The sequence below is a fragment of the Martelella lutilitoris genome (assembly GCF_016598595.1).
Classification (GTDB): Bacteria; Pseudomonadota; Alphaproteobacteria; order Rhizobiales; family Rhizobiaceae; genus Martelella; species Martelella lutilitoris_A.
Genome location: NZ_CP066786.1, coordinates 2,807,484 through 2,824,973, shown reverse-complemented (window position 1 = coordinate 2,824,973; position 17,490 = coordinate 2,807,484). Strand labels below are relative to the sequence as shown.

Here is a 17,490-nt window from a genome sequence, read left to right as displayed (position 1 = left end):
TTGCCATGAACGACACCCCCCGCATGATTTTGCCCGGCCTTTCCGGAAAACGCATCGCGATCAGCGCAGGCGCAGGCGGCATCGGCCTCTGCATCGCCCGCGAACTCGCCCGCCAGGGCGCCCGGCTGGCGATCTGCGACGTGGATCCGGCGGCGCTTAAGGCTTCGTCCGCCGCGCTTGGCGCCGAGGTCGCGATGCTGGCCGACGTCTCGGACGAGGCCCAGGTCGCGGCATTCTTCAAGGCCATCGAGACCGGCATGGGCGGGCTCGATGCGCTGGTCAACAATGCCGGGATTGCCGGCCCGACCGGCGGCGTCGACGCGATATCGACCGCCGACTGGCGACGCTGCATCGACATCTGCCTCACCGGACAGTTCCTCTGCACCCATTATGCCGTGCCGATGCTGCGCGCGGCCGGCGGTGGGGCCATCGTCAATATCTCGTCTTCTGCGGGCAAGTTCGGCTATGCCTTCCGCACGCCCTACGCCTCTGCCAAGTGGGGCGTCGTCGGCTTTACCCAGAGCCTTGCCAAGGAACTGGGGCCGGACAATATCCGCGCCAATGCCATCCTGCCCGGCATCATCGCCGGACCGCGCATCGAAAAGGTGATCGCCGCCCGCGCCGAGCAGACCGGCGTCAGCCACGAGGCGATGACCGAGCGCTACCTGTCCAACGTCTCGCTGCGGCGCATGACCCCGCCGGAGGATGTCGCCGATATGGCCGCCTTCCTGATCGCCGATACCGGACGCAACCTGTCGGGGCAGAGCTTCCCTGTCGACGGCAATGTGGAGACGCTGTGATGCCCGCCCCCGTCGCCTGCATCGGCGCTGGCCTGATCGGCCGCGCCTGGTCCATCGTCTTCGCCCGCGCCGGCCACGAAGTGCGGCTCTGGGACGAGAACGCCGAAGCGCCGCACGCCGCGCGCGCTTTTGCTGCGGCGATGCTGCCCGAGCTGGAACGGCTCGGCCTCATCGATTGCGCCGCCGAGGAGGCACTTGCCCGCATCCGCCCCGTCGCCACGCTCGAAGAGGCGCTGGAGGGGGCGGAACACGTGCAGGAAAGCACGTTCGAGGAAATTGGCGTGAAGCGCGCCATCTTCGCGCGGCTCGACGCGATCGCCGGGCCGGAAACCGTGCTCGCCTCGTCGTCTTCCGCGCTGCTGCCCTCGGCGATCTCCGAGGGGCTTGCGGGGCGTCACCGGGTCATGGTCAACCATCCGATCAATCCCGCCTATCTGGTGCCGGCGGCGGAGCTGGTGCCCGCGCCATGGACCGATCCGGCGCTGGTCGAACGCACGGCGACCATGCTGCGCGCGGCGGGGATGCGCCCCATCGTCATGCAAAAGGAGATCGATGGCTTCGTCATGAACCGGATGCAGGGTGCGCTGTTGCATGAGGCCTTCCGGCTGGTTGCCGACGGCTATGCCAGCGCGGAGGACATCGACATTGGCCTCAGCGAGGGCCTTGCGCTGCGCTGGTCGTTCATCGGCCCGTTCGAGACGATCGACCTCAACGCCCCTGAGGGCGTGCGGCAATATGTCGAACGCTATGCCGGCATTTATGACGGCCTCTCCGGACAGCCCCCCGCCGACTGGCGCGGCGTCGTGCTGGACCGCATCGAGGCAGAGCGCCGCGCCGCGCTTCCCGCAGAAAACATCGCCGACCGGCAAGCCTGGCGTGACCGGCGGCTTATGGCCCTTGCCGCCCACAAACGGCGCGCCGCAGAGGAAATCGGAGACTGAGACCATGCCCGACAAAGTGATCATCACCTGCGCCGTGACCGGCGCCATCCACACCCCGACCATGTCGCAATACCTGCCGATCACCCCCGACGAGATCGCCGAGGCCGCCATCGGCGCCGCCGAGGCCGGGGCCGCGATCCTGCACCTGCATGCGCGCGATCCGAAGACCGGCAAGCCCGATCAGTCGCCGGAAGCCTTCGCGCCCTTTCTCGGCCGCATCAAGCAGTCGACCAACGCGGTCGTGAACATCACCACCGGCGGTTCGCCCTACATGACCGTGGACGAGCGCACCAGACCGGCGGCCAAGTGGTCACCCGAGGTCGCCTCGCTCAACATGGGCTCGATGAATTTCGGCTTTTTCCCGCTGTTGGCGAAATACAAGGAGTTCAAGCATGAATGGGAGCGCGAGCACCTGGAAGGCTCGCGCGATCTTGTGTTCCGCAATTCGTTCAAGGATATCGAATATGTGCTGGAGACCTGCTACGGCAACGACACCCGTTTCGAGTTCGAATGCTACGACATCTCGCATCTCTACAACCTCGCCCATTTCGCCGATCGCGGGCTGGTGAAGCCGCCATTCTTCGTGCAGTCGGTCTTCGGGCTTCTGGGCGGCATCGGCACCCACCCGGAGGACGTGATGCACATGAAACGGACCGCCGACCGGCTGTTCGGCAGCGACTTCCGCTGGTCGGTTCTGGGCGCCGGCAAGGACCAGTTCCGCATCGCCGCCCAGGCGGTGAGCATGGGCGGGAATATCCGCGTGGGGCTTGAGGACAGCATCTGGATTGCCCGCGGCAAGCTCGCGGAGAGCAATGCCCAGCAGGTCGCCAAGGCGCGCGCCCTCGTCGAGGGATTGGGGCTCGCGATCGCCACGCCCGACGAGGCCCGGGCGATGCTCGCGCTCAAGGGCGGCCACGCGGTGAATTTCTGACAGGGAGGGAGAGAACGGACATGAAGATCGACATTTTGCTGGATGTGAAGACCACGCTGGGCGAAGGTCCGGTCTGGGACGTGAAGAGCCAGCGGCTCTATTTCATCGATTCGATGGACGGACGGGTGTTCCGTTGCACCGCCGAAGGCACCGAGTTGCGCGCGTGGGACGTGCCGGGCAAGATCGGATCCATGGCGTTGCGCAAGGATGGTTCCGGCGCCATCGTGTCGCTGGACAAGGGCTTCCATCTGCTGGATTTCGAAAGCGGCGACTGCCAGTTGCTGCACGACCCCGAACCGGGAATGGATACCACCCGCCTCAATGACGGCAAATGCGACCGCAGGGGGCGGTTCTTCGCCGGCTCCATGGACATGATGGAAGAGGGGCCGAAAGGCGCGCTCTACCGGGTCGATCCGGACTTCAGCGTCACCAAGGTCGACGACGGCATCATCTGCTCGAACGGCCCCTGTTTCGCGCCGGACGACAGGACCTTCTATTTCACCGACACCTGGACCGGCGAGGTCTGGGCCTATGACTACGATATCGGGACGGGCGCGGTTTCGAACCGCCGGACCTTCACGAAGGTTGATACCTCGAATGGCGGCGCTGCGGACGGGGCGACGGTGGATGCCGAAGGCTATTACTGGCTGGCGCTCGTCTATGACGGCCGGATCTGCCGTTATGCGCCCGACGGCACGCTCGACCGCGAGATCGAGATGCCGGTGAAGAAGGTGACCAGCGTGCAGTTCGGCGGGCCGAACCTTGATGTGCTCTATGTCACCTCGATGGCCAAGCCGCCGCTGCCGCGCTTTCCCGGTGACGGCGTTCTGCGCGGGAGCCTGTTCGCGATCACGGGGCTCGGGATCAGGGGCCTGCCCGAACCGCGCTTCGGCGGCTGAACGCGGCGGGCCGAAGGGCGCCCGACCGGCGCATGCGCCGGCGGCCTTCCGGGAAGCTGAAGGAATGTGCGGGCCAGCCGATGCGCCTGCCGGCCGGTTCATCATCCGGCGGCGTTTCGGCTGCTTACAGCATCGGCCCGAAAATCGGAATCGATTTTCGGAAAGCACGATGCGTAGATTCAATAGGTTAGAGCGTCCTTTGTGCATCCGAATGGATGCACGGCGCTCTAGCCGTATTCCGCCATATCGGCGGCGACGGCGGCCTGCATCTCGTCGAGAATGTCGGGCAGGGCGCTCAGGACGCGGTTCCAGCGCGGCATCAGCGGCGTGGCGTCGGGTTCCTCAAGGAAGGAATTGCCGGCCTCGATCAGGTTGGTGGCGAAGAGTTCGACGGCCTGCTCCTCCTTATGGCGATCCGTCGAAAGCCCGTTCATGCGGGCGTCATTGTGATAGATCTCGACCAGATCGAGCGCGGTGCGGAAATAGGAGGCCTTCACGGTCCTGAGCGTTTCCTGCGAGAAGGTTACGCCGTCGGTCGCCAGCTTGCGGAAAACCGCCTTGCAGATATCCGTGGACATGCGCGACAGCCCCTTCCTGGCATCTTCCGGCGACAGCGGCTGATGCTTGTGGTCGTAGGCGTCGGCAATATCGACCTGGCAGATCGCGGCGTTGGAATAGTTGCGCCACAGTTCCGAGAGAACGCCGATTTCCAGCCCCCAGTCCCAGGGAATGCGGATATCGGGCAGGATATGGGTGCGCATGGCGAATTCGCCGGCGAGCGGATAGCGGAAGGCCTTCAGATAATCGAGATAGGGCTGGTGACCGATGGTCTTCTCGAGGCTCAGGAGAAGCGGCGTGACGAGAAGCCGGGTGACGCGGCCGTTGAGCGAGCCGTCGGCGATGCGCGGGTAGTAGCCCTTGGAGAAGACGTAGGGAAAGGCGGGATTCGTGACCGGGTAGACAAGCCGCGCCAGCATCTCGCGCGAATAGGTGACGATGTCGCAGTCATGCAGCGCCACCACGGAGGAATTGCGCGCGCCGAGCACATAGCCGATGCAGTACCAGACGTTACGGCCCTTGCCGGGCTCCTGCGGCGCGAGCGCCGCATCGCCGAGACGGTTGTGGACGGCCTGCATCCGCGGTCCGTCATTCCAGAGCACGGCGTGGTTCTGCGGCAGGCGGCTGAAATATTTCAGCGCGTAGCGGTACTGCTCTTCATCGGCCTGATCGAGGCCGATGACGATGTTGGAAATATAGGGCACTTCCGTCAGGTGGTTGACGATATTGTCGAGCGCCTCGGCCTCGAGCTCGGAGAAGAGCGAGGGCAGGATCAGGGTGATCGGCCGGGTTGCCGAGAAGCTGGTCAGTTCGCGCTCGACCCGGTGCAGCGAACGCTCGCGCAGATTGTGAAGCGTTGCGACAACGCCATTTTGATGAAAATCAGCCATTGCGGGCGCTCCTGATGTTTTTGTTGCGGCAGGTTCCGGAAGCGGACGGCCGAAGGGGAGGGGCCTTACCTACCAACTATATTGTGCCAATAATTGCAATATCATGTCATTCCAGCCGGATGGCCCGGCCTTGTCCGAGCGGAGGATGTGGCCCTCGCGTTCGCGCGGCGTTTCGGCAAGCGGCGCATGGGCGGGGTTGGCGATGATGAAGCCCCTGTCGGCGGCTTCGAGCATGGCGGCATCATTGGGCGCATCGCCAAGCGCGATGGTAAAGACGTCTTCGCCCATTGTCTTCCGGTAGGCCTCTGCGACCCGATGCATCGCATCGGCCTTGGAGGTTTCCGGTATCAGCGTGAAGAACCGGCCGCCCTGAACGGCCTGAAATCCGCTCTTTGCCAGAAGCGCACGGAACTCCTCCCGTTCATCCTCGCTGCCGCACCAGAGCCCCGGCTCTGAGAATTGCCGCTGGCGTGCCAGCCGTGCTGCCTCAAGCCGCATGCCGGTCTTCTCGGCCACCTCTTCATCGCTCCAGTCGCCAAAACCCCGGAATTTCTGCCGGAGCGCGGGCGGCATCGCTTCAAGCGCAGCGCGCAGCCGCTGATAGGTATCCGTCTCGCCGCCATCCGCGCCCGGCAGCCCGACGATCCCGGCGCCGTTTTCCACAATCATCGGATCTTCGATGCCGATATCCGCGGCGATGGGCCGCATCTCCGCCTCCGTCTTGCTGCTGGCGAGGATGATCGGGATGCCGCGGCCCTTCAGCGCGTCGAGCGCGGGCCGCGCCGGCTCCAGCGAATAGGTTTCGTGGTCGAGAAGCGTGCCGTCGAGATCGGTAAAGACGATTTTCATGGTCGGACCTTTCAAGCCATCATGCTTCCGGATTGCCGGCCGGCGCGCATGCGCCGCCCGACGCTCTTAACGCTTGCTGCGGCCGGTTTGTTGCCGCTCGGGCCGTATTTTTCAGCCTTTGGACGTCTTTCCCAGATGCTGGCGGGCGGCATAGAGCGCGATCGCCGAGGCGTTGGAGACGTTGAGCGACTTGATGACGCCCGGCATGTCGAGGCGGGCGAGCGCCGTCACCGTTTCCCGGGTCTTCTGGCGAAGCCCCTTGCCTTCCGCGCCGAGGACCAACGCGACCTTGCCGCCGGCAAACGTTTCCTCAAGCGGGGCGGGGCCTTCCGAATCAAGCCCGATCGAGGCAAAGCCCATGGCGTGCAGTTCATCGAGCGCCTTGGCGAGATTGGTGATCTGGATATAGGGGATATGCTCCAGCGCGCCGGAGGCCGATTTGGCGAGCACGCCCGATTCGGCCGGGCTGTGGCGCATGGTGGTGATCACCGCGCCGGCGGAAAAGGCAACCGCCGAACGCAGGATCGCGCCGACATTGTGCGGATCGGTCACCTGATCGAGCACGAGCAGCAGCGGGCTGTCATTCAGCGCATCGAGACGGCGCACGGGAAGCGCCAGCGTCTTCAGCATCACCCCCTGATGGATGGCGTCCTCGCCGAGAATGTCGTCGATCTCGCGCGGGCGCACGATGTCGACGGGGAGGCTCTCCGGCAGCGCCAGCCCGTCGGTCAGCCGGGCAAGGGCGTTCTGCGTCACCTTCAGCGAGATCAGCCTGCGCTCGGGGTTCTCGATAGCCGCGCGGACGGTGTGCAGGCCGTAAAGCAGCACCTCGTCGCCGCTGACGGGCAGCGGTCCGGCCGGTCCGCGCTTGCCCTGTCGGGCCGGGGCAGGGGGCAGATCGCCGCGCGCACGCTTGTTGTCGCGGTGGGCGCGTCGAAGCTTGGCGTAATGGGCGTCCCTGGGGGAGCCGTTCTGGTCATCTTTTTTGCTCATGCGCCCGTTATAAGGCCCGGCGCGGCGGGAGGCTAGGCCATTCCGGCGCAAGAACGGGGAAAGCGCGCGGTCCTGCATGCGGCTGTGATTTTTCTGTCATTTTTTTCTGCCGCGCCGTGTTGACAGAGCGGGGCGAGCCGGTCATATACGCGGCGCAGATCGACATCGCCAAGGCCGACGGGCAGCGGCGAACGATCCAAGGCATGACTGCCGTCCAGGCTGGTACTGGAGGAGTGCGTGAGTGGTTAAAACGGACGGACTGTAAATCCGTTGACTTAGTCTACGTTGGTTCGAATCCAACCTCCTCCACCACCGGCGCCTGACGTTTGCGCGGGTATAGCTCAATGGTAGAGCAGCAGCCTTCCAAGCTGAATATGCGGGTTCGATTCCCGCTACCCGCTCCAACGATTTCAATAAGTTATACGAGCGGCGTTACACTCGTTACACTGCGTTTCCCTTGCGCAGTTTTGCCCGCGCTTCCGCGATCTGACGGGCTTCTTCCAAACCATTCCCCCTTGAATACCTTTCGGTCATCTTGGCCGTGGTGTGTGTAGCAAGATCACGCGCCCGCTCGATTGATCCAGTTGCGGCAACCGTTTCCGTGACGGCTCCGGCGCGCGAATCCATCGACCAGACGTTTTCCGGCACTCCGGCTTTCTCACGAACCTTGGCGAATCGCTTGGTGTATCGGTTGTCGTAATACGGCTTTCCAGTTTCCTCGTTGATCACGACCGGGCCGATTTTTGGAAGCTCGTAAGCTTTAAGCGCCTCGACAACGAGCGGCAGGACGGTCAAGTCCCGGACAACGCCGACATGCGTCTTACTGGTTTCCACGGTCAAGATCAGGTCTTTCGAGATATCGCCAGCGGTCAATCCGCGCCAGCGGAAAGGCTGACCATCGTCTCCCGGTATCCATTCGCCAATCACATCGATGCGGCGCAATCCCGTTTCGAATTTCAGCGCCTCGACAAAGCCGATTGATGACGCACCCACCTCGGCGCTTGCCCGGATGATCGCAAGGCACTGGTCATAGGTCATGGCCACGTTGCGGGCCTTGGGTTGCTCGAAACGCATCACCGACAGGATTTCTCGGGCCTGAGCGCATCCAGCAAGCCTTTCTCCGGCTCCATAGGATAGAATGACCCGCAAGAGCTTCACTGCGCCAGACGCGCGTCTGTGGCCTTTTGAGCGCCATTTCTCGAACCATCGGCGGAAGTCGGATGCGCGGAGCGACGAAATAGACCGGTCGCCAATGTTCTTTTCCAGAACGCGGAGGCTGGGCTCGTAATCGCGCTTGCGGGTCGAGTATTTGACGCTGTGGATCGAGCTTGTCGGATCCGCGAGATAGCAGGCGATCAGGGACTTGATTGTCCCGTCATATCGGGGCGGTCTGCCTGCGTCCTGCATTTCGTTGCGAAGCTCGGCAGTGCGCTTTTGGCACTCTGTCGATATCTCTTCATCTGACAGCCCGTCATCGAGACGGACAATCGAAAGCGCCTTGGGAGCGCCCTTTACCGCGCGTTGCGGGTTCCAGTAGTGGACAACAGAGCCATCTTTTCTCTTTCGGCCCTGGTATCCGGGACGGTCAGTCCTCATCCCAATTTTCCTTTCCATCGGGGGCGAGATTGCCCAACAATGGATTGCCGGTAGAAATCGTGTCCGGGTCAACCCCTCCGGCCCGGTGGATATCGGGGATAATCGTTGCCTCGAATGTGCGCACGTCGAACTTGATCACCGCGCCGGCCCTTTTGGCCGCACGGATCAAGCGCTCAATATCTGCTTGGACAAACGAGACGTTCGGCATGGTTTATGCAACCTCCCCAAACTCTGAAACATATTCACGCGCCAGATCGCGAGCCGCGCTGAAGGTCCATTCGTGGCCTTCATCGCCATACTCCGCGCCAACATAGTCCTGCAGCATAGCTATAGCATCAGACTTAGGCGTATCAGGCCAAAGCTCTTGCATGGCGACAATGAGGGCGAGATTCCATCCGCCTTCGGTAAGGTGGTCATTCGGGCGCTTGGAAAGAACGCTGGGGGCGAGTTCGTGAATCTTATTCTCAAGAGCCTCATTTATTGCCCCGTCTAGACCGGAAGCAAGCGAGCGCTCTATTCTGTTCCAAATCATCATCTCAAAGATGCTCATTCCCCTTCCTCCTTGCCTTCCTGAATCTCACGTTCCAGACGATCAAGATCATCGGGTCCTTGCTCGTCCCCATATACGGCATTGATCAGCGCGCCATTGTGTTCGAGAACGATGTCGAGAAACTTTCTGTACTTCTCCAAAAAAAAGGAGTTGACCACGGAAAGCGTGAAGCTCATTGCTGCAATGAAGATGAGCAATATCTCTCTGTCTGTGAGTGGGTCAAACATCATCCTTGCCTTCCTGTAGGGCTGCGGTGATCATGGCAGGCCAGCACACTTCTGCATTGACGTTTCCAACGAACGCATATTGATCATCACAAGCGCCCGAGTGTTTGGCGAGTGATCCAGCGACAATCATGGCCGGAGTCGGTTCCCGCATTGCCTCAATGGCAATCCTCGCGAGATAGCGATACCTGTCGTTCTTTTTGTCGGTATGCAGTCTGTTGTATGGAGGATCGGCCCAATATCCGCCAGCTATCGCACGCGCCACGCGCTCAATCATTCCGCTCATTTCTGCTTTCCTCTTTGTGCGTCGGCGTCAGCTTCTGGACTGCGTATCCGCTCATGTCGAAGCCAGCTCGCTTTCCCAGCTTGTAAAGGTTTTTCGGAATGTAGGTCTTATCGTTTATGGGTATCCCGTGGTCGTTCCGTGCTTTGTCTATCGCGCGTGCGACAAAATCAATGATGCTGATCATTTCGCCTTTCCTCGAAGAACTTCGCAACCTGCGTCGGCGTCTTGAATTTCGGTATCGCAAGCCGCCTATCGTCAGCGTCATGCGGTGCCCATGCCCTGTCCCCGTACTGGATGGCAAGACCGATGACATTTCCTTCGTCATCAACAACACGCTTGCATTCTCTGAATCCTGTGCTCTCAATCTTCATCGCATCCCTCGGCTTCATCCTTGAACATGCCCGCACCTCATCGGCTATCTGTGATTTCCATGACCTCGGCATCGGCTTTCCTCTCTGCGCTCATTGGCGCGGTAGGGTTTCATTTCCTCTCCAGATCAGCAACCCGTTTCTCAAGCTTATTGATATGCTCCTTCTGCGCATTTCGGGTCACGCATGACGGACACCGATATGCTGGGTATGGTGCGCTGTAGCCAGTCGATTGAAGTTTACCGCCGCAATGCGGGCATTTTCTTCCAAAGATCATCCGTTCATTCCTCCAGGTCGTTTCCGCTCCGCTCTCGCGGGTGTTGGTCATGTGGTCCGTTGGCGATCTGACCGCGCTTCATGGATATGTGCCTTTGTGATCCCGCCATTGACGGTGAACCAATCCCACGACCCCTCTTTGATTATCCAGAGGCTTTCGAGACGCTGAACAATGAAACGAGGCGACGTATCGAAGAAATCCGCCATGTCGATTGCCATTCGCCGCGTGAAGCAAGACGCGCCTTTTGTGTGCTCTAGGAACGCAGCGTAGAGGTCGGCGGTAGCGATCATGGCGCACCTTCCCCCGTTTCCTGTTCCACAGGGTTGCTGGCGTGAGAGGCGAGGGCGGCGCGGGCAATCTGCTTGTACTCGTGCGCCTGAGCGCCGTAGACGCCATCACCATTTGCGATCTGCTTCAGGGCCTCGATCAGCGCTGACGCATCCACGGCAGGGACAGGGGCGGCGTAGAGGGGGACTGGATACTTCTCGTCTTGGTAATGGCAGAAGTCGGTGAGGTAAGCATCGACCCTGTCCTTCCTCATTGCTTGGACGCCATTCCGTGTGACGTAGGCCACCGGCTCCTGCTGCTTCAATGCGGCAAGCTCGGCGCGCAGGCGTTCGAGTTCTGCCCGTTGCGCCTGAATAACGCATTCGTGGCATTCAGTGGCGCGCTTGTCTGCCGTCTGTGCCGCTTCCTCCAGCGCCTGATTGCGGGCCTGCTTCTCCCGCTCCATCGCATCGGCTCCGGCCCGTAGCATGGCGGAAAGGTCGCATTCATCGAATGCCGTTGCTGCTTTGCGCATGTCTTCAGGTGTGTAGGTCATTGATCAATATCCTCTATCAACGACGTAAAGAAATTGAACTGGACCGACGCAGAAGCAGTATTCGAACCCCTTCCCAGCGCCATACCATCCCCAACCCCAGTGCCAGCTAAGCCCAACTCCAACGAATTTGAGGTCGTCTTCGATCATCTCAATCCCTTTCCATCACATACCGGCCCTTTGACCAGTCGAATTTTGCGCCCTTGCAACAACACAATGCCTCGTGGCAAACTCAATCGCTTCTTCAGGGTCGTCTTTCCATTGGCTCCATTCTGCCCATATCTTGAGCGCCAAAAGGTGGGGATTAATGCCGACTTCTCGCCAATACCCTTGCTCGCCTTCCGGGTGTCGGTGCTGCCTGTCATGCTCTTCAGGGCAAAGGGGCAGGGCGAATATATCGCTTGCCTTTCTCGTCTTCGCCCTGCCATGGTGTGCGAAATCATGGTTGATGAAGCTGACATGCGCCGCTTGAACGCCGTACTTCCCAGTCACAACACATGGCAGGTCATGCAGGAAAGCCAGGTATCCCTTTGACTTCATCGGCTTTGCCTTCGGGAAATATGAAGGCGATGCCTTTGCAATCTTGAATGCCATCACTCACCCTTTCCGAATATCTTTCTGATCAGGCTGAACCGTCTCGCGACCTCTGCCTCTCTGTCCCGCCGTTCCTTCTCTGCCGCGATTTCCCGGCGCAGCTGTTCCAGCATAGCGGCGCGCTTCTCTTGCTCTGCCTGTCTCCGCATGTGTGTTCCAAGCCTTGCATGAGGGTGCTTGGCGGCGGTGTGGAAGTCGGTCACTTGTCGGATATCTTGACCGCTTTCGATCATACGGTAGGCACGCAGCGCCTCTTTCCTGCTCATGCGACCCTCCCTTTCAGCCACCGCTTTTCCTTCGCGGCATATGCCTCTGCCCTGTCTGTAAGCTCGATCATGCCTTGAGCTTTGCGAGACCATCGCGCCCATCCGCCGGCGACCATCGCATTCATGATCTGACGGTCTGTTCCGCCGAACGGATTGCCCTTGCCGGCCTGCTGCATGATGCGTGCGTGTATGTCGGCTCTCATCCCAATATCCAATCCTTGCTCTTGCCGATCTTCGCCGCGTATTTCTCCGCATACTGATCGGCGGTTCTGTCTCCATCGACAACAGCAATGGCGAACTCTGCCATTTGGCTGATCAACTTCGCTGCGTTCGGCCCGATGTTCTCGATAGCCGCGTCACGGATCATTCCGATTTCCTTGCCCCTGTCCTCGGCAGGACGGTTCACGCGCGCCTCAGAGATCGCCAGACGGGCAAACTGCACCACCTGTTCACGGTCTCTCTCGGCTTGTGTCTGTGTGGCCGGTGGCGTGGGGTCGGGTTCGCCACCGGCCTTTTCCGGCGAGGGAGAGGTTGGGGGAGCCTCGCCGGGTTCCTTGAATTTCACGCCATTCTCGGCGCCGAACGCATGCATGAGCTCGATGAGGTTGCTCATCTCTTCGATCGTCATTTGCGAAGTGCGCATTCCGAGCGGAACAAACGTTCCCTTGTCGATACCTGGAACAACGCGGGCATGTCTGAGAGACGCGGTGAAGATGTCCTTCCAGTCCTCTGGCGGAAGCTTCTCGCCGTACCAGACGACTTGATCCGACACCTCAGACAGCATGGCCCACATCTTCTCATTCTGCTCGTTCGAGCGCGTGGCCTTGCGGAATTGCACAATCGTCCCATCGGCCGTTTGCCGCGCGAAGCGAATTACCCATTCCCGGTCTTCTGGCGTCTTGATGATCTTGGAGGCGCGCGTGGTCATGTCAGGCTCCGATAGCCTTGAGACGGGCTGTTTTCATAGCGATTGCCTTACCTTGGTTGCTGTCGTCTCCATCGAATACGGCAAGCGCATCGCGGGCATTCCACACGTCTTCGACATCTTCTTCAGACATCGCTGTGGCAAGCTCAGCCTCCAGAGCGTCAAGAAATGCCTGCGCATCGAAATCGTCGGATCCGTCTTCCGGCTGATCCGCGTCGATACCGTCGGCGACGTGATCGATCGTCTCGCCTTCATGCTCGGGCTCGGTGTTCTCGACCGGAGCGCTTTCCTTCGGCGGCGCGGGCGGGGCTGGTGGCTTCGGCGGGGTTATGTCGCGCATTTCGCTGTGTTCCGCATCATCTTCGATCCGGAGGGCGTCCGCCAATTCCGGGGACTGAGGAATGCGCTTTGCAAGCCGCCGAATGGCCGTCTTCTTCGACATCTCGTCTTCGTCCGTTGCCCATGGCGTGGACTTGATCTTGCCGTCCTGGAACGCCTTCCATCCATCCGATCGATCGCGGATTTTGTGAGCCTGCGGAATGCTCAATGGCTCAAAGTCGAAATCGCCGTCCTTGTATTTGACAACGGCGTAATAGCCGATGACCGCGCCGCGATCCGTGAACAGCTTCGGCTTGTGAACCAGCTTCTTGTCCGCGCCCTGATCGACATCAAGGAAGTCCTGTTCACAGACTTCATGAGCATAGATCATGCTGATTTCGCCGGACTGTCGGCCAAGCTTGATCAGCCCCCTATAGCCGATGCGAAGTTGCGGCTCCTTCCTTCTCGCCTTACCGTTCCAGCTCGTGATCAGGTATGCTTCACCCAACTGTGGATCGAGATACAGGCCAAGCGCTGCAGCCTTCGAAACTTCCCGGAAGACAAGACGCGGGTCAAGGTCCATGATCTCCGGCGTCTGCATGATGGCGTTGACCAGATTTCGCTCGAAACGTTCGGGGCGAACATGCGGAGGCATCCCGGAGACAAGCTCGGTTCTCTTTTCCGGCGGAAGAACTTCCATCCGGAATGCGTCCAGCCTTGTGGTCTTTGTTGGAGCCTGGGCGTTCATCGGATATCGGCCTTCTGTTCGGTGGTGATGCCGGGGATATCGTCGCGTCCCGCGTCAACGGCGCGCTGCGCCAGCTTGCGGAGCACGTCCTGTGCCTCGGCGTGATTGCTCATGTAGACGGACAGCGCCGGCCAGTCGGTCACTTCCTTGACGACGGTGCGCATCTTGACGCTTGCCGCCTTGCCATAGGTGGGCCTGATCGACACAGGATCGGCCACAGGCGCGGGCGCGGGTTCCGGGGCATCCAGTACCTCGGTCTCGCCTTCACGCTCTCGTGCGGCTTCCTCGGCGGCGCGGCGGGCTTCTTCGGCCTTGCGCTGCTCTTCCTGCTGACGGCGATACTTCTCGGTTTCCCAAGCGCCGATCTTGGCGCGAACATCATCAGCGCCGGTCTTGGCCTTCTTGACCAGTGGTTGCCATTTCGCATCCACGGCCTTGCCAGCCTCAAGGTGCGGTTTCTTCTCTTCGGTGCGAGCCTTATCCGCCTCACGGGAAAGTTCATTCAAGCGGTTGCGGAGCGATAGAGCCTTTGCCGCCGTCTCGTCGTCGCTGATCTTCGCGTATTTCGAAAGGCCGGCCAGAGCCGCCTCGATTTGATCGGCAAGAGATGCCGTCTCGTCAACGTCTCCGGAATTGTCGCCGATCGTGGCTGCGACGGCCTCGTCATCATCCGGCCACTTCCCGGTTTCGAGCGCCTGGATATAGGCAGCGTATTCGACCGGATATCGGCAGCACCACGTAAACAGGTTCTCGATATCATCGACCGGTTTGTTGCCACGGAACGCGACGACGCGACCGTCTTCGTCGGGATAGATACCCACCGGCTCCCACGTCCCGCCCTTCCGCCGCGTGCGGTAATAGCCGAGCTGGTATTCGCCGGGGTGAACCGGAAGTTCTTTGCCGATCTGCGCTGGGTCTTTCAGCGCCGCGCGCCACCATGCCCAGCGCTCGATGACGGCTGTCTGAGCGATTGTTCCGATCTGCTGTTCCATTACTCGGTCTCCACGATTGCGATCTTGCGAACGATCACGTCCGCTTTTGGCTTGAGTTTCGGTCTGAAAACGAGGTTCACGGCTTCTTGCAGCGCTTCAGCGGCTTCGTATCCATAGACCTCGGCTATAGCGTTGCCGTCCGCGTCCATGAGCGCCCATATCGGGCCACATCCGGCAATGGTGATGGGCGTCTTGATGGTCATTGGCCGGGCTCGGAAGGCACGGGAGGATGCGGGGTGAAATGCGTATGGTATCCAGGCCAATCGCTGCAATTCGGCGTGCCGATCCATGCCGGCTCATTGACCGGGAATTTCCACCACGTCACGAAGCCAAGGTCTTCGTGCCATTCGTCAAGATGCCGGGCAGTCTCCCGTGTCGTCCCGGTGTCTGCCGGTTCGATGGCGGAAAGGATGCTTTTCTCGTAATCAGCTTGGGCGGCGATCATAGCGCCACTGACCATTTTGAAAAACTCGCCATTGTACGACCACCCAAGGCGTCCGCGACATTGGACTGTTGCGTGATAACCAAGAGGGTGATCATTGGACGTTTCATAAATGGAGCCGTCCCCGTGAAGGTCTACCCAAACAAGCGGCTTCACCTTCACCTGTCTCTCTATGGTCTGAGGTGCGCGGGTGTTCCATGCTTCGACGCAATTGCTGTCATCAGACGATGCCTTGCATTTCGTGCATTGAACGAAACTGCAGCCGGGGGCGCACCGAAGTACCCTTGCATAGCCTCCGCAAAAAGGGCACGGTCTCAATTCAATAGTGCTCATGATGCATCTCCTGTTCCTTCGATCTTGGCGAGGATGGCGCGTCGGGCTGCTGTCACCTTGTCGATGAACCCTACAGGCGCTTGAAGTAGACCGATCTGCGAAAGCTCTTCCTGAAGCTTCAGCGCCTCATGCATCTCAAGGATGGCGGCTTCCATCTCTGGAACGCGGGCCAGCCTGCGGGCGTCTGGATGGTCCACGCCCTTGATATCCATGCGATATACCGACGCGTCATCGTCAGCGGATTTTTGGCCGCGCGCTATACCATCGCCGACTTCGTATTGAGTGAGATGGTCGATTGCGCCATACATGATGCCAGCAATCTGGAAGCGGGGTTGCGCTGACTTCATCCCCTTCCGTACGAAGTCCATCACATAGCGACGACCTGCCGATTTGGTCACGAGAGCAAGCATGTCTCGACCGCCATCCCAGAACCAATTGCCGGCGGATGGAGGCGTCCCGTTCTCACGATCCTGCTTGATATCTTGTATGAGGCTCATGACTGGACCTCCACAGGCTTACCGTCTTTGAGGCGATACCAAGTGTCAGCCTTCAGACCGTCTCGCCCTGCGATGCCGGCGAAGACGTTGAGTATTTCGTAATCGTCGTTGCGCTCTACCAGGAAGATTGCGGAGCCTTCTTTCGCTCGTGCTTTACCCTGATCGCCCGATGCGGTTGCCGCGCCCCAACGGCCCGATGCGGTTGCCGCGCCCCAACGGCCCGATGCGGTTGCCGCGCCCCAACGGCCCGATGCGGTTGCCGCGCCCTGATCGCCCGATGCGGTTGCCGCGCCCCAACGGCCCGATGCGGTTGCCGCGCCCTGATCGCCCGATGCGGTTGCCGCGCCCCAACGGCCCGATGCGGTTGCCGCGCCCCAACGGCCCGATGCGGTTGCCGCGCCCTGATCGCCCGATGCGGTTGCCGCGCCCCAACGGCCCGATGCGGTTGCCGCGCCCTGATCGCCCGATGCGGTTGCCGCGCCCCAACGGCCCGATGCGGTTGCCGCGCCCTGATCGCCCGATGCGGTTGCCGCGCCCCAACGGCCCGATGCGGTTGCCGCGCCCTGATCGCCCCATGCGATTGCGCCTTCATTGTCGCCAGTCGCAACCGTACCTTCAGACCACTTGGCGCGATCAAACACCCATTTTACTGCGCGCTCGACAAGAACAGGCAGGCCGATTTCGGCTTCAATCGTGATCTTGGCCGATGCGATCTTGCTGTCATCAGAGTGACGGGCAATCTCGCCTTCCGCGATCACGTCACAGAATTTGCTTGTCGCTGGGGCGTAGTAACAGAACACCTCAAGCGGGTGCCCTTCGATTGAATGAAACCCACTTTCACATGCGACAACAGGGCCGTCATGCTCGTAGGTATTGCCAACCTCATACTGGTATCCACGGCACTTCATATCACTGTCGAAACCCTTGATCGCGTGAACGACCTCTTTCTTGTCTGCCATTGCCGTATCCTCTCTCAAGCCGCTCTGTCTGCGGTGGTCTGGCTCAAAGAGCCGTTGCGTTGTAGGTTCCGTATTCCCTGATGGGATTGAAGCCGCTTTCGATGTGCCATTCCTCGGCGTATGCTTCGAGCGCTTCCGTGTCTTCGACATAGGCAGGAACGTCATCGTTCTCCGGGTCCGGCTCGTGCTTATTCAGCCATGCAGCGGCCATGTCTTCGGAAACGTCATCGCCTTCCGTGACCTGGCTCGTGGAAATGTCGGTGAAGCTGATGCGGGCGAATGAGACTTCCTTGTCTTCGCCAGTCAAAGCCTCAAGCGCATCCATTGCCGTCTTGAACGGGCCACGCATGACAGTGGGGTAAACCGTGACGCCGATCTTTTCCGCCAGCATCAGGATTTCATGCGCTTCGATGAAGTTGGTACGGTCTGCCATT

26 protein-coding genes and 2 tRNA genes are annotated in these 17,490 nt (G+C 60.6%); 6 read left to right on the top strand and 22 right to left on the bottom strand.

Annotation, left to right across the window (positions count from 1 at the left end; genetic code table 11):
- Positions 1 to 5: 5 nt before the first annotated feature.
- From JET14_RS13595 to JET14_RS13580, 4 genes are read left to right on the top strand one after another with little or no spacing between them, the layout of a single operon-like run.
- Positions 6 to 800 carry an SDR family oxidoreductase gene (locus JET14_RS13595; RefSeq protein ID WP_246750314.1) on the top strand — a complete coding sequence of 265 codons (795 nt, stop codon included), beginning with the start codon at positions 6 to 8 and terminating at the stop codon, positions 798 to 800.
- The gene (locus tag JET14_RS13590; protein ID WP_200334208.1) at positions 800 to 1,741 is read left to right on the top strand and encodes a 3-hydroxyacyl-CoA dehydrogenase; all 942 of its coding nucleotides are present in this window, start codon (positions 800 to 802) and stop codon (positions 1,739 to 1,741) included. Before JET14_RS13595 ends, JET14_RS13590 begins: the two co-directional genes overlap by 1 nt.
- Before the next feature lie 4 nt (positions 1,742 to 1,745).
- Positions 1,746 to 2,672 (top strand): 3-keto-5-aminohexanoate cleavage protein, encoded by a 927-nt coding sequence (locus JET14_RS13585; protein ID WP_200334207.1) that lies wholly within the window; start codon positions 1,746 to 1,748, stop codon positions 2,670 to 2,672.
- 20 nt (positions 2,673 to 2,692) lie between these two features.
- Entirely contained in the window at positions 2,693 to 3,571 is an 879-nt protein-coding gene (locus JET14_RS13580) for an SMP-30/gluconolactonase/LRE family protein (protein ID WP_200334205.1), read from the top strand.
- Between the two features lie 227 nt (positions 3,572 to 3,798).
- Here the strand turns inward: JET14_RS13580 and JET14_RS13575 are convergent, their stop codons facing one another.
- From JET14_RS13575 to JET14_RS13565, 3 genes are all read right to left on the bottom strand, one after another.
- Positions 3,799 to 5,019 carry a glycosyl transferase gene (locus tag JET14_RS13575; RefSeq protein WP_024709131.1) on the bottom strand — a complete coding sequence of 407 codons (1,221 nt, stop codon included), beginning with the start codon at positions 5,017 to 5,019 and terminating at the stop codon, positions 3,799 to 3,801.
- 69 nt (positions 5,020 to 5,088) lie between these two features.
- Positions 5,089 to 5,868, bottom strand: a complete 780-nt coding sequence (locus JET14_RS13570) for an HAD-IIB family hydrolase (RefSeq protein WP_200334204.1) — start codon at positions 5,866 to 5,868, stop codon at positions 5,089 to 5,091.
- A gap of 111 nt (positions 5,869 to 5,979) precedes the next feature.
- Positions 5,980 to 6,861 carry a TrmH family RNA methyltransferase gene (locus JET14_RS13565; protein ID WP_200334203.1) on the bottom strand — a complete coding sequence of 294 codons (882 nt, stop codon included), beginning with the start codon at positions 6,859 to 6,861 and terminating at the stop codon, positions 5,980 to 5,982.
- 227 nt (positions 6,862 to 7,088) lie between these two features.
- On the opposite strand from JET14_RS13565, the gene JET14_RS13560 reads away from it, so the two are divergent.
- Both JET14_RS13560 and JET14_RS13555 read left to right on the top strand, forming a co-directional pair.
- Positions 7,089 to 7,173, top strand: a tRNA-Tyr gene (locus tag JET14_RS13560).
- Between the two features lie 18 nt (positions 7,174 to 7,191).
- Positions 7,192 to 7,265, top strand: a tRNA-Gly gene (locus JET14_RS13555).
- Between the two features lie 37 nt (positions 7,266 to 7,302).
- Here the strand turns inward: JET14_RS13555 and JET14_RS13550 are convergent.
- The 19 genes from JET14_RS13550 to JET14_RS13460 form a co-directional block, all read right to left on the bottom strand.
- Positions 7,303 to 8,457 (bottom strand): hypothetical protein, encoded by a 1,155-nt coding sequence (locus JET14_RS13550; RefSeq protein ID WP_200334202.1) that lies wholly within the window; start codon positions 8,455 to 8,457, stop codon positions 7,303 to 7,305.
- On the bottom strand, positions 8,447 to 8,665 hold the full coding sequence (locus JET14_RS13545; protein WP_200334201.1) for a hypothetical protein: 219 nt from the start codon (positions 8,663 to 8,665) through the stop codon (positions 8,447 to 8,449). The genes JET14_RS13550 and JET14_RS13545 overlap by 11 nt, the downstream gene beginning before the upstream one ends.
- A gap of 3 nt (positions 8,666 to 8,668) precedes the next feature.
- Positions 8,669 to 9,007, bottom strand: coding sequence for a hypothetical protein (locus tag JET14_RS13540; protein ID WP_200334200.1), 339 nt, complete (start codon positions 9,005 to 9,007; stop codon positions 8,669 to 8,671).
- The gene (locus tag JET14_RS13535) at positions 9,004 to 9,234 is read right to left on the bottom strand and encodes a hypothetical protein (protein WP_200334199.1); all 231 of its coding nucleotides are present in this window, start codon (positions 9,232 to 9,234) and stop codon (positions 9,004 to 9,006) included. Before JET14_RS13535 ends, JET14_RS13540 begins: the two co-directional genes overlap by 4 nt.
- Positions 9,227 to 9,517, bottom strand: coding sequence for a hypothetical protein (locus JET14_RS13530; RefSeq protein ID WP_200334197.1), 291 nt, complete (start codon positions 9,515 to 9,517; stop codon positions 9,227 to 9,229). Before JET14_RS13530 ends, JET14_RS13535 begins: the two co-directional genes overlap by 8 nt.
- Positions 9,501 to 9,701: a hypothetical protein gene (locus tag JET14_RS13525; protein WP_200334195.1), complete on the bottom strand. Its 201-nt coding sequence runs from the start codon at positions 9,699 to 9,701 to the stop codon at positions 9,501 to 9,503. The genes JET14_RS13530 and JET14_RS13525 overlap by 17 nt, the downstream gene beginning before the upstream one ends.
- Before the next feature lie 508 nt (positions 9,702 to 10,209).
- On the bottom strand, positions 10,210 to 10,452 hold the full coding sequence (locus JET14_RS13520) for a hypothetical protein (RefSeq protein ID WP_200334193.1): 243 nt from the start codon (positions 10,450 to 10,452) through the stop codon (positions 10,210 to 10,212).
- Complete coding sequence (locus JET14_RS13515; RefSeq protein WP_200334191.1) at positions 10,449 to 10,985, bottom strand: hypothetical protein; 537 nt, start codon at positions 10,983 to 10,985, stop codon at positions 10,449 to 10,451. Before JET14_RS13515 ends, JET14_RS13520 begins: the two co-directional genes overlap by 4 nt.
- A 162-nt stretch (positions 10,986 to 11,147) precedes the next feature.
- Complete coding sequence (locus tag JET14_RS13510) at positions 11,148 to 11,576, bottom strand: DUF968 domain-containing protein (protein ID WP_200334189.1); 429 nt, start codon at positions 11,574 to 11,576, stop codon at positions 11,148 to 11,150.
- Positions 11,576 to 11,842: a hypothetical protein gene (locus tag JET14_RS13505; RefSeq protein ID WP_200334187.1), complete on the bottom strand. Its 267-nt coding sequence runs from the start codon at positions 11,840 to 11,842 to the stop codon at positions 11,576 to 11,578. The genes JET14_RS13510 and JET14_RS13505 overlap by 1 nt, the downstream gene beginning before the upstream one ends.
- Entirely contained in the window at positions 11,839 to 12,057 is a 219-nt protein-coding gene (locus JET14_RS13500) for a hypothetical protein (RefSeq protein ID WP_200334185.1), read from the bottom strand. Before JET14_RS13500 ends, JET14_RS13505 begins: the two co-directional genes overlap by 4 nt.
- Entirely contained in the window at positions 12,042 to 12,770 is a 729-nt protein-coding gene (locus tag JET14_RS13495; protein ID WP_200334183.1) for a recombination protein NinB, read from the bottom strand. The genes JET14_RS13500 and JET14_RS13495 overlap by 16 nt, the downstream gene beginning before the upstream one ends.
- 1 nt (position 12,771) lies before the next feature.
- Positions 12,772 to 13,833 (bottom strand): recombinase RecT, encoded by a 1,062-nt coding sequence (locus JET14_RS13490; protein WP_200334181.1) that lies wholly within the window; start codon positions 13,831 to 13,833, stop codon positions 12,772 to 12,774.
- Positions 13,830 to 14,825 carry a hypothetical protein gene (locus JET14_RS13485; protein ID WP_200334179.1) on the bottom strand — a complete coding sequence of 332 codons (996 nt, stop codon included), beginning with the start codon at positions 14,823 to 14,825 and terminating at the stop codon, positions 13,830 to 13,832. Before JET14_RS13485 ends, JET14_RS13490 begins: the two co-directional genes overlap by 4 nt.
- The gene (locus tag JET14_RS13480) at positions 14,825 to 15,028 is read right to left on the bottom strand and encodes a hypothetical protein (protein ID WP_200334178.1); all 204 of its coding nucleotides are present in this window, start codon (positions 15,026 to 15,028) and stop codon (positions 14,825 to 14,827) included. Before JET14_RS13480 ends, JET14_RS13485 begins: the two co-directional genes overlap by 1 nt.
- On the bottom strand, positions 15,025 to 15,600 hold the full coding sequence (locus JET14_RS13475; protein ID WP_200334177.1) for a Lar family restriction alleviation protein: 576 nt from the start codon (positions 15,598 to 15,600) through the stop codon (positions 15,025 to 15,027). The genes JET14_RS13480 and JET14_RS13475 overlap by 4 nt, the downstream gene beginning before the upstream one ends.
- Complete coding sequence (locus JET14_RS13470; protein WP_200334176.1) at positions 15,597 to 16,097, bottom strand: hypothetical protein; 501 nt, start codon at positions 16,095 to 16,097, stop codon at positions 15,597 to 15,599. The genes JET14_RS13475 and JET14_RS13470 overlap by 4 nt, the downstream gene beginning before the upstream one ends.
- The gene (locus tag JET14_RS22755; RefSeq protein WP_246750313.1) at positions 16,094 to 17,056 is read right to left on the bottom strand and encodes a DUF7666 domain-containing protein; all 963 of its coding nucleotides are present in this window, start codon (positions 17,054 to 17,056) and stop codon (positions 16,094 to 16,096) included. The genes JET14_RS13470 and JET14_RS22755 overlap by 4 nt, the downstream gene beginning before the upstream one ends.
- A 43-nt stretch (positions 17,057 to 17,099) precedes the next feature.
- Positions 17,100 to 17,489: a hypothetical protein gene (locus JET14_RS13460; protein ID WP_200334174.1), complete on the bottom strand. Its 390-nt coding sequence runs from the start codon at positions 17,487 to 17,489 to the stop codon at positions 17,100 to 17,102.
- Position 17,490 lies beyond the last annotated feature (1 nt).